The organism is Caulobacter sp. 17J65-9 (assembly GCF_010975005.1).
GTDB lineage: Bacteria > Pseudomonadota > Alphaproteobacteria > Caulobacterales > Caulobacteraceae > 17J80-11.
Genome location: NZ_JAAIVC010000034.1, coordinates 19,178 through 27,660, shown reverse-complemented (window position 1 = coordinate 27,660; position 8,483 = coordinate 19,178). Strand labels below are relative to the sequence as shown.

Annotated in this window: 7 protein-coding genes; 5 read left to right on the top strand and 2 right to left on the bottom strand. The window is 70.9% G+C overall.

What is annotated here, in order from left to right; genetic code table 11:
- The coding region (locus G3573_RS07850; RefSeq protein ID WP_163260532.1) for an ATP-binding protein at positions 1–1,773 on the top strand (1,773 nt) is incomplete at its 5' end.
- A 13-nt stretch (positions 1,774–1,786) separates the two neighbouring features.
- Here G3573_RS07850 and G3573_RS07845 read toward each other — a convergent pair.
- Together G3573_RS07845 and G3573_RS22550 are read right to left on the bottom strand one after the other, a co-directional pair.
- Positions 1,787–2,023: a helix-turn-helix transcriptional regulator gene (locus G3573_RS07845; protein ID WP_163260531.1), complete on the bottom strand. Its 237-nt coding sequence runs from the start codon at positions 2,021–2,023 to the stop codon at positions 1,787–1,789.
- Complete coding sequence (locus G3573_RS22550) at positions 2,024–2,527, bottom strand: DUF2975 domain-containing protein (protein WP_163260530.1); 504 nt, start codon at positions 2,525–2,527, stop codon at positions 2,024–2,026.
- Positions 2,528–2,627: 100 nt separating this feature from the next.
- On the opposite strand from G3573_RS22550, the gene G3573_RS07835 reads away from it, so the two are divergent.
- The 4 genes from G3573_RS07835 to G3573_RS07820 all read left to right on the top strand — a co-directional run bounded on the left by G3573_RS07835 (position 2,628) and on the right by G3573_RS07820 (position 8,349).
- On the top strand, positions 2,628–3,542 hold the full coding sequence (locus tag G3573_RS07835; protein ID WP_163260529.1) for an ABC transporter ATP-binding protein: 915 nt from the start codon (positions 2,628–2,630) through the stop codon (positions 3,540–3,542).
- Between the two features lie 13 nt (positions 3,543–3,555).
- Positions 3,556–4,281: an ABC transporter permease gene (locus G3573_RS07830; protein WP_163260528.1), complete on the top strand. Its 726-nt coding sequence runs from the start codon at positions 3,556–3,558 to the stop codon at positions 4,279–4,281.
- Positions 4,282–4,463: 182 nt separating this feature from the next.
- Entirely contained in the window at positions 4,464–6,308 is a 1,845-nt protein-coding gene (locus tag G3573_RS07825) for a DUF885 family protein (protein WP_163260527.1), read from the top strand.
- A gap of 172 nt (positions 6,309–6,480) precedes the next feature.
- A complete protein-coding gene (locus G3573_RS07820; protein ID WP_163260526.1) occupies positions 6,481–8,349 on the top strand; it encodes a DUF885 family protein in 1,869 nt (622 codons plus the stop codon).
- Positions 8,350–8,483: the final 134 nt, after the last annotated feature.

Sequence of the window (8,483 nt, the reverse complement as noted above, 5' to 3'; positions counted from 1 at the left end):
GCCAACGCCGCGTGGCGCGAGACCGGCGCCGACGCCAGCCGCCTGCCGCGCGGCACCGCCGCCCCCGCCCTGTTCGTCGCCCTGTCGGAAGCCCGCGCCGGTCGCGTGGGCCGCGCCGACCTGAAGCTGGGCGAGCAGGAGTTCGAGACCGTGGTCTCGACGCTCGGCTCCAACCGCTTCCTGGTGCGCGCCGCCGCCGACGGCCTGGTGTCCGAGCATCGCCGCCTGGCTGCGCCCGAGCCGGTCGCCGTTCTGGCCGCGCCGCCGGTCGCGCCGGCCGTGACGGGGCCTGACCTGTATTCGGCCGCCGCGCCGTTCGGGGCCGCGGTGATCGACGCCGCCGACCCGCTGGCCGCCGCCATCACCGAGGCCAACCCGGCGCTCGTCCGCCTCACCGACGGCCGCGCCAAGCCGGGCGCGCGCTTCGCCGAACTGTTCGACCCGGCGTCGCTGGCCGAGGCCGGCAAGAAGCTGGCCGCCGGCGCCTTCCCGATCGAGGTCGAGCTGGCCGGGACCAAACGCGCCGCCCACCTGTACGTCGCCGCCGACGGCGACCGGCGCCTGGTCTACGTGTTCGACGTCACCGACCAGAAGCAGCTGGAGCTGCAGCTGGCCCAGTCGCAGAAGATGCAGGCCATCGGCCAGCTGGCCGGCGGCGTGGCCCACGACTTCAACAACCTGCTGACCGCCATCCAGCTGCGCCTGGACGAGCTGCTGCAGCGCCACCCGGTGGGCGATCCCTCCTACGAGGGCCTGAACGAGATCCGCCAGACCGCCACCCGCGCCGCCGACCTGGTGCGCAAGCTGCTGGCCTTCTCGCGCAAGCAGACCGTCAAGCGCGAGACGCTGGAGCTGGGCGAGCTGATCAGCGAGTTCGAGGTCCTGCTGCGCCGCCTGCTGCGCGAGGACGTGAAGCTCGAGACCTCCTACGGCCGCGACCTGCCGCTGGTGCACGCCGACAAGAGCCAGCTCGAGACCGCGGTCATGAACCTGGCGGTCAACGCGCGCGACGCCATGAAGGGCATGGGCGGCGGCGTGGTGCGCATCAAGACCGCGCGCCTGACGCAAGGCGAGGCCCGCACCCTGGGCTGGCCGGAAGCCCCGGCCGGCGACTGCGCCTTCATCGAGGTGTCGGACACCGGCCCGGGCATCCCGCCCGACCTGGTGAGCAAGATCTTCGAGCCGTTCTTCACCACCAAGGCGATCGGCGAAGGCACCGGCATGGGCCTAGCCACCGTCTACGGCATCGTCGAGCAGGCCGACGGCCACATCTCGGTCGCCAGCCCGCCGGGGCAGGGCGCCCACTTCCGCATCTTCCTGCCGGCCTACACGCCGCCGGCCGACGCCGCCCCGGTGGTCAAGGCCGACGCCAAGGCCAAGCCGGCGCCGCGCGACCTGTCCGGCGCCGGGCGCATCCTGTTCGTCGAGGACGAGGACGCCGTGCGCGGCGTCGCCGCCCGCCTGCTGCGCGCGCGCGGCTACGAGGTGATCGAGGCGGCCGACGGCGAGGAGGCGCTGATCCTGGCCGAGGAGAACGCCGGCCAGATCGACATGCTGATCTCCGACGTGATCATGCCCGGCATGGACGGCCCGACCCTGCTCAAGAAGGCGCGCGGCTACCTCGGCACGGCCCCGGTGATGTTCATCTCCGGCTACGCCGAGGCCGAGTTTTCCGACCTGCTGGAGGGCGAGACCGGCGTGTCCTTCCTGCCCAAGCCGATCGACATCAAGACCCTGGCCGAGCGGGTGAAGCAGGAGCTGCGGACGGCGTGAGCGGGGGCCGAAATCAGTCCTCTTCGCCCACCCTCAGGTCGGCGGGATCGTAGTCGTAGTCGAGCAGGTCGGACGGCCGGCACCGCAGCGCCGCGCAAAGCTTGGCCAGGGTGGCGAAGCGCACGCCCTTCACCTTGCCAGAGCGGAACAGCGACAGCTGGGTCTCGCTGAGTCCGACCTCGGCGGCCAGATCCTTCGCTTTCACGCCGCGGCGGACGATCATCTCGTCCAGGGTCACGCGCACCGGCATTCAGATGATCTCGTCCAGCTCGGCCTGCACCGCGGCGGCGTGGGCCAGCAGGCGGGCCAGAAGCATCAGGGCCAGGCCGACCACGCCCAGCACCACGCCGGGCACGTCGAAGTGCAGATAGCCGCCTTTGCCGTGGCCGATCCAGCGCAACAGGTTGGTCACGACGAACACGCTGCTGACCGCCCCCAGCACCAGCGCCTGGCCCACCCGGGTCAGGCCGCTCGCCAGAGCCGGCTGCAGCCGGCCGCCCGCGGCGAGGTCGGCGAACACGCTGCGGATCGACCATAGCCCCCACAGGTAGAAGGCGGCCGGCAGGAAGCGGATCAGGTCGGCGCGCCAATCGCCGACCGACACGCCCGGCGCCAGGGTCACGACCCGGCGCAGCGGCGGCGCGATGACGTGCACCAGCAGCAGCGGGCCGCTCAGGCCGACCAGCACCAGGGTGGTCAGGTCGCGCAGCCGTCGGCTGTTGAGGCGCAGGGATTTCAGTTCGGCTTCGGCCACGGACGACGCCCTCCCAGGCTGTCGGAAATTTAATCTTGACTTAAAGATCGTCGCTCGACAGCGTTTAAGCGAGAGTTAAACGCCGATCAAGGGGCGCGGCATGGCGACAGCGATCGAGAGCACCGGCCTGACCAAGCGGTTCGGGGCGCGTGCGGCGGTGGACGGGGTCGACCTGGCGGCGCCGCGCGGCGGGGTCTACGGCTTCCTCGGCCGCAACGGTGCGGGCAAGACCACGACCATCCGGCTGATCCTGGGCCTGCTGCGGCCCAGCGCCGGCGAGGTGCGGGTGTTCGGCGAGCCGGTCGGCGCGCGTCGGCTGAAGACCGCGGCCATGATCGGCTCGCTGGTCGAGACGCCGGCGCTCTACGACCACCTGACCGGCCGCGAAAACCTCGACCTGACCCGCCGCATCCTGGCCCTGCCCAAGACCGAGATCGACCGGGTGCTGGAGGTCGTGGACCTGGCCGGCGCGGCGGGCCGGCGGGTCGGCGGCTATTCGCTGGGCATGCGCCAGCGGCTGGGCCTCGCCCGAGCCCTGCTCGGCGGCCCGCGGCTGCTGGTGCTGGACGAGCCGACCAACGGCCTCGACCCCGACGGTATCCGCGACATGCGCCGGCTGATCCGGTCCCTGCCGGAGCAGGGCGGCGTCACCGTGTTCGTCTCCAGCCACCTGTTGGCCGAGGTCGAGCAGACCGCCGACCACGTCGGACTGATGCACGAGGGCCGGCTGCTGGCCCAGACCTCCCTCCGCGAGCTGAAGGGCGGGCCGGCCGAACTGGAGATCGAGGTCGACGAGGCCGAGCGCGCCGCCGCCCTCCTCGCCCAGGCGGGGCTGTCCGCCCGCCGGGAGGACGCCGCCCTGCGCGTGCGCCTGCCGGCCGAGTGGACCGCCGCGGCGGTCAACCGGCTGCTGGTCGGCGCCGACCTTGCCGTCCAGCGCCTGGCCCCGCGCCAGCGCTCGCTGGAGGACGTCTACCTCGATCTGACCGGCGCCCGCGCGCCCCTGAACGCCTGACCGGAGCCGCGCCATGCTCACCCTGATCCACGTCGAACTGGCCAAGCTGAAGCGTTCGCTGGCCCTGCTGCTGTGCGTCGCCGCCCCGGCCTGCGTCGCCGCCCTGTGCTTCATGATGGCGCTGCGCCGCGACACGCCTGCGACCTGGGAGCTGTTCGCCGTCAACGGCGAGGTCATGTGGGCCTATTTCATGCTGCCGATGACCGTCACCGCCCTGACCGTGCTGGTCGCCCAGATGGAACACGCGCCCAAGGCCTGGAATCACCTGCTGGCCCTGCCTGTCCTGCGCTGGAAGGTGTTCCTGGCCAAGGCGCTGGTGGTGCTGGGCCTGGTGGCGCTGATGAGCGTGGCGCTCTACGGCGGCGTCTTCGGCGCGGGCCTGCTGGCCGAGCGGCTCAAGCCCGGCGTGCAACTGACCGGTCCGATTCCGCTGGCCCACTCCGCCCGGATCCTCGCGGCCATGTACGCCGGGGCCCTGCTGATGGTCGTGGTTCAGCTGTGGGCCGCCCTGCGCTTCCGCAGCTTCGTGGTCCCGCTGATCCTCGGCATCGCCGGGACCTTCGCGGCCGTCGCCGCCACCGCGGCCGAGGAGGGCGTGTTCTTCCCCTGGCTGATCCCGGTCAACGCCCTGGCCCACGACCCGGAACGCGCGGCCGTGGCCCTGTCGGTCGGCTTCTTCGGCGGGCTGGCCGCCCTGGTCGCCATGCTGCTGCACCTGGGACGGCACGAGGTCGTCTAGCGGTCGAGCCGCGTCGGCGCGCCTTTGTGCGCAAGGGACAGGCGGGGGACCAGCTTTCGGGCGCAGCGGGCGCCATTACCAAAGCTTAACGCTCGCGGACCGCCGGTCTTATTGCCCGGGTTGGAACGCTGCCGTACCCCTGACAGTCCAAACGAAAAGACGCCTTCAGGGGAACGTCCACAATGCTCGACCGTCGTCGACTTCTGCTCTCCGCCGCCGCCATCGGCGCGACGAGCTTCGCCGCGGGCGGCGCGCTGGCCCGCGCCGCCGCGCCGACCGGGTCCGATCCGGCCACCGCCGCCAAGCTCAACGCCTTCTTCGACAAGGTCTTCAAGGATTCCCTGAAGTACTCGCCGGAGGGCATGACCAGCCTGGGTCTGGACCGTGCGCCCGACGGCGCCTGGGCCAAGTCCAAGCTGGACGACCGCTCCACCAAGGAGATCGAGCGCCAGATCGCCCAGAACCGCGGCTACGCGGCCGAGATGAAGGCCATCGACCGCAAGAAGCTGGCCGGCATGGACGCGGTCAACTACGACACGGTCGACTTCGCCGGCAGCGTCGGCCTGCACGGCATGGAGAGCTTCACCTACGGCGCGCGGACCTATCCGCAGGCCTACGTGGTCAACCAGCTGAGCTCGGCCTACCTGACCATCCCGGACTTCCTGGACAGCCAGCACCAGATCTCCGACAAGTCCGACGCCGACGCCTACCTGTCGCGCCTGGCGGCCTTCGCCACGGCGCTGGACCAGGAGACCGACCGGGCCCGCGCCGACGCCGCCAAGGGCGCCGCCCCGCCGGACTTCATCATCGACAAGACCCTGCTGCAGCTGCGCGGCATGCGCGCCACGCCGGCCGCCGACACCACCATGGTCAAGTCGGTCGCCCGCCGCGCCAAGGAAGCCGGCGTGGCCGGCGACTACGGCGCCGACGCCCAGAAGATCGTCGAGACCCAGGTCTATCCGGCGCTGGACCGTCAGATCGCGGCCATGGAGGCCATGCGCCCGACCGCCACGCACGACGCGGGCGTGTGGCGCCTGCCGGACGGCGACGCCTATTACGACTGGGGCCTGGAGTCCTACACCACCACCAAGATGACCGGCGCCGAGATCCACAAGATGGGTCTGGAGCAGGTGGCCGAGATCTCCGGCCGCATCGACGCGCTGATGAAGGCCCAGGGCATGACCCAGGGCACGGTCGGCCAGCGCCTGAGCGCCATGTCCAAGGACCCGCGCTTCCTCTACCCGAACACCGACGCGGGCAAGGCCGAGCTGATCGCCGACCTGAACCGCCACATCCAGGTGGTCAGCGCCAAGCTGCCGGCCTGGTTCGGGGCCCTGCCGAAGGCGGGCGTCGAGGTGCGGCGGGTGCCGGTCGCCATCGAGGCCGGCGCGCCAGGCGGCTACTACCAGGGCCCGACGCTCGACGGCTCGCGCCCGGGCGCCTACTACATCAACCTGCGCGACACGGCTGAATGGCCGAAGTGGTCGCTGCCGACCCTGACCCACCACGAGGCGATCCCGGGCCACCACCTGCAGATCACGCTCGCGCTGGAAGCCCAGGGCATTCCGATGCTGCGCAAGGTGATGGGCTTCAGCGCCTATTCGGAAGGCTGGGCGCTGTACGCCGAGCAGCTGGCCGAAGAGATGGGCATGTACGACAACGACCCGTACGGCCGCATCGGCTTCCTGCAGAGCTACCTGTTCCGGGCCGTGCGCCTGGTGGTCGACTCCGGCCTGCACTACAAGCGCTGGAGCCGCGAGCAGGCGATCAAGTACATGACCGAGCACCTGGGCGAGCCCGAGAGCGCCCACGTCACCGAGGTCGAGCGCTACTGCGTGTGGCCGGGCCAGGCGTCCAGCTACAAGGTCGGCCAGACCAAGTGGATGCAGCTGCGCGAGAACGCCAAGAAGACGCTCGGTCCGAAGTTCGACATCAAGAGCTTCCACGACGCGGGCCTGCTGTCGGGCGGCATGCCGATGGCGGTGCTGGAGCGGGTGATCCAGGATTGGACCGCCTCGAAGGCCTGATCGCGGCGGAACGCGTTCGAATGACCACGCCGCCGACGGCCCGCGCCGTCGGCGGCGTTTTCATTCGTCGACCTTGTTGGCTGACAAGCAATTAATCCGCGTTCGTCTTGCCGAGCTTGAGGCGGGGGCCTACGCCTTTGCCGTAAGATCTGAAGACGCCGAGGAAACGCCGATGCTGGACCGCCGCCGCCTGTTGCTCTCCGCCGCCGCGACCGGCGTGGCCGGACTGGTGTCCGGATGCGCGACCACCTCCGCCGCGCCGAAGCCGGCCGCCCAGCCCGCCGGCAAGCCCGCCCCGTCGGCCGCGGCCGAAGAGGCCAAGCTGAACGACCTGTTCGAGCGGATCTTCCAGGAGCAGCTCAAGGAATCGCCGACCACGATGACGAGCCTCGGGCTCGACACCGGCGAGGGTGCCTGGGCGCGCAGCCGGCTGGACGACCAGTCGGCCGCGACCATCGAGAAGAACCTGCAGATCGGCCGCGACTTCTACGGCGAGCTGAAGGCCATCGACCGCCACGCCCTGTCGGGCATGGCGGCGGTCAACTACGACACGCTCGACTTCTCCAGCCGGGTGTCGCTGGAGGGGGCCGACCGCTTCCACTACGGCGCGCCGGGCTATCCGGCGCCCTATGTGCTGAGCCAGCTGAGCGGCGCCTACCAGGGCATTCCCGACTTCCTGGACAGCCAGCACCCGGTCGAGACGCGCGAGGACGCCGAGGCCTACCTGTCGCGCCTGGCGCAGTTCGCCACGACGCTGGACCAGGAGACCGAGCGGGCCCGCGCCGACGCCGCGCGCGGGGTGATCCCGCCGGACTTCGTCATCGACCGCACGCTCGAGCAGATGAAGACCCTGCGCGGCACGCCCAGCGACAAGACCACCCTGGTCGCCTCGCTGGCGCGGCGCACGGCCGAGAAGCAGATCGCCGGCGACTGGACCGCGCGGGCCAAGACCCTGGTCGAGGGGCCGGTCATGGCCGCGCTGGACCGGCAGATCGCCCTGCTGCAGAGCTGGCGGCCGAACGCCGTGCACGACGCCGGCGTGTGGCGCCTGCCCGACGGCGAGGCCTACTACCGCTTCGGCACCAAGCTGCAGACCACCACCGACATGGCCCCCGACGAGATCCACGCGCTGGGCCTTCAGCTGGTCGGCGAGATCTCCGGAAAGATGGACGCCATCTTCCGCGCCCAGGGCATGACCCAGGGCACGGTCGGCCAGCGGCTGCACGCGCTCTACAAGGATCCGAAGTTCATCTACCCGAACACCGACGCGGGCAAGGCGCAGCTGCTCAGCGACCTGAACGGGCTGGTGAAGGTCGTCTCCGCCAAGCTGCCGGACTACTTCGGGACCCTGCCGAAGGCCGGTCTCGAGATCCGCCGCGTGCCGGCGGCCATCGAGGCCGGGGCGCCGGGCGGCTACTACCAGCCGGGCACGCTCGACGGCTCGCGGCCGGGCGCCTACTACATCAACCTGCGCGACACCGCCGAGGTGCCGCGCTGGACCCTGCCGACCCTGACCTATCACGAGGGGATTCCGGGTCACCACCTGCAGGGCACGCTGGCCCTGGAGGCGCAGGGCATCCCCATGCTGCGCAAGACCATGTGGTTCGCCGGTTACGGCGAGGGCTGGGCGCTGTACGCCGAGCAGCTGGCCGACGAAATGGGCATGTACGAGAACGACCCGTTCGGCCGCATCGGCTACCTGCACGACGCCCTGTTCCGGGCCGTGCGCCTGGTGGTGGACAGCGGCATGCACGCCAAGCGCTGGAGCCGCGAGCAGGCGGTCCGCTATGCGGTCGACACCCTGGGCGATCCGGAGCCGTCGGCGATCACCGAGATCGAGCGCTACTGCGTGTGGCCGGGCCAGGCGTGCAGCTACATGGTCGGCAAGATCACCTGGCTGCGCCTGCGCGAGGCCGCCAAGACCAAGCTGGGACCGAAGTTCGACATCCGCGGCTTCCATGACGCGGGCCTGCTGGCCGGGGCCATGCCGCTGGAAGTGCTGGAGCGCGTGATCAACGACTGGGCCGCCTCGCGAGCCTGATATGGGAGCGGCGACCGACGGGCGATCCGTCGGTCGCTGCAACCGATTGTTTGTGCGGCAACGTTAGCCGCTTGCCGAGCTTAAGCGTCTCCCTTACCCCTTTGCGTCGACGAGCTCCGCAGGAGCCGCATGGC

Bases quoted from the DNA above. Each gene is read 5' to 3' on its own strand.
- G3573_RS07835 (WP_163260529.1), top strand. From the start codon at position 2,628: ATGGCGACAGCGATCGAGAGCACCGGCCTGACCAAGCGGTTCGGGGCG.
- G3573_RS07820 (WP_163260526.1), top strand. From the start codon at position 6,481: ATGCTGGACCGCCGCCGCCTGTTGCTCTCCGCCGCCGCGACCGGCGTG.
- G3573_RS07845 (WP_163260531.1), bottom strand. From the start codon at position 2,023: ATGCCGGTGCGCGTGACCCTGGACGAGATGATCGTCCGCCGCGGCGTG.
- G3573_RS07825 (WP_163260527.1), top strand. From the start codon at position 4,464: ATGCTCGACCGTCGTCGACTTCTGCTCTCCGCCGCCGCCATCGGCGCG.
- G3573_RS07830 (WP_163260528.1), top strand. From the start codon at position 3,556: ATGCTCACCCTGATCCACGTCGAACTGGCCAAGCTGAAGCGTTCGCTG.